Here is a 2,020-nt window from a genome sequence, read left to right as displayed (position 1 = left end):
AACCATTAGCTTGCTTAGAAATCATCAATTTCAACAGCTAGACTTAGAACATTTAATCGAGGAATTAGAGGATTTGGGCAAAGAAAAGAAAAATGCGGTAGCCAGTCTTTTAGAACAGGTTATCCGCCATTTATTATTACTGCAATACTGGACAAAAGAAACAGAATATAATACAATTAATTGGCAGGAAGAAATCTATAATTTTCGGACTCAATTAAGGCGAAAAATAACGGCTAATCTCCGTAATTATTTAGAAGAAGAATTAAACTATATTTATGAAGATGCGTTAGGTTTCGTCAAAATCAAAACAGCGAATACTGTGATTTTTCCCTCTCAATGTCCTTACTCACTAGAACAATTACTAGATCGCGATTGGTTGCCATAAAAATTAATTAAACAACAAAAAGAGATGAAGAAATTATGTTAATCACAAAACCCCGCTTTCAAACCTTTGCCGAATATCTACAATATGAGGATAATTCAGAGGAATCTTATGAATTATTTAACGGAGAATTGGTAGAAATGTCACCAGAATCAGGACTTAACTTTGAAATCGCTAACTTTCTTTTTCTCACATTTGCCTCACTTGTTGGACATCGGAGAGTCAGAGGACATGGTTTAGAATTAGAAGTGAGAGGCGAACCGAAAAACCGTTATCCTGACCTAACCATTATTCGAGAAGAACATATTCAATTACTCTCCCAGAGAAATACGATTCTTCTTTCCATGGCACCCCCCTTATTAGTCATTGAAGTGGTTAGTCCGGGGGAAATCCAAAGAGAGAGAGATTACATCGCCAAAAGAAGCCAATATCAAGATTGTGGGATTCCTGAATACTGGATAGTTGATCCTCAAACTCAAACTATTTTAGTCTTAGAATTAAGAGGAAATGCTTACACACAGGTTGGTAATTTTAGCAATGATGACCTAGTAAAATCTCCCAGATTCAAAGAATTAAACTTAAAGGTTTGTGATGTATTTAATTATTAATTTTATCGGTTAACCCAAGAATTAAAAAAAGATGAACGTCTTAACTATTCCGGGATTAAAAGAACTACAAAAACAAACCAAAGGCGCATCAGAAATAACCGTCGCCATTCTCGATGGTGTAGTTGATACCGACCATCCCTGCTTTAATGGGGCAGACCTAACCCGTTTACCCACCCTCGTCCAGCATCAAGCCACCGCCGGGCAAATGTCCACCCACGGAACCCATATTGCCAGCCTCATCTTCGCACAACCCAACAGCGACATCCAAGGTATTGCCCCCCAGTGTCGAGGCCTACTCGTCCCCGTCTTCGCCGACGATAACCGTAAACTCTCCCAACTGGATTTAGCGAGGGCGATTGAACAAGCCGCCGAAAATGGGGCAAAGGTGATTAATATTAGCGGCGGAGCCCTCACTGATATGGGAGAAGCCGAAGACTGGCTAATTCGTGCCGTCGAGATGTGTAACGAGAGAAATATTCTTCTCGTTGCCGCTGCCGGCCATGATGGCTGTGAATGCCTCCAAGTTCCGGCGGCCCTTCCCGCCGTCCTAGCGGTGGGTGCGGTCGATGCTAGAGGGCATCCCCTCGACTTTAGTAATTGGGGGGAAACCTACCAAAGCCAAGGCATCCTTGCTCCTGGAGAAAACATCTTAGGGGCAAAACCAGGGGGCGGGACTGTGCAACTGAGTGGAACCAGCTTCGCCGCGCCCATTGTGGCCGGAGTAGCCGCCTTATTACTCAGCTTGCAGGTGCAGCGGGGAGAAACCCCCAATCCTCACGCTGTCCGGGAGGCAATACTAAAAAGCGCCCTCCCCTGCCAATATGCAGACAGTGAAAATGAACCAAAATGTTTAGCCGGAGTATTGAACATTTCTGGGGCAATTAAACAACTAAGGGACTTCCAAAAAATAAACTATTCATTCTCAAGAATAATAATCATTCTCGGAGTGTGGGAGGTAGGGATCGATGGTTGCCCCCTCCTTCCAATTTTGTAGTAGAATTAATCCTGTACATTATTAATCAAGTTTTTC

At 42.8% G+C, this 2,020-nt stretch carries 2 protein-coding genes and 1 pseudogene; all 3 read left to right on the top strand.

From position 1 onward, the window contains the following. Positions 1-385: DUF29 domain-containing protein (locus O9323_RS00170; RefSeq protein WP_288124503.1), on the top strand; the 385-nt coding region annotated here is incomplete at its 5' end. 35 nt (positions 386-420) lie between these two features. After that, a complete protein-coding gene (locus O9323_RS00165; RefSeq protein ID WP_002753006.1) occupies positions 421-990 on the top strand; it encodes a Uma2 family endonuclease in 570 nt (189 codons plus the stop codon). 31 nt (positions 991-1,021) lie between these two features. Further along, positions 1,022-1,882 (top strand): annotated as a pseudogene (locus O9323_RS00160) (S8 family serine peptidase); the annotation flags it as partial. Between the last annotated feature and the right edge of the window lie 138 nt (positions 1,883-2,020).

The organism is Microcystis sp. LE19-131.1A (assembly GCF_027532015.1).
Lineage (GTDB): Bacteria > Cyanobacteriota > Cyanobacteriia > Cyanobacteriales > Microcystaceae > Microcystis > Microcystis ichthyoblabe_A.
The sequence above is the reverse complement of the archived record's forward strand: the minus strand, read 5'-3'. Positions and strand labels throughout refer to the sequence as shown.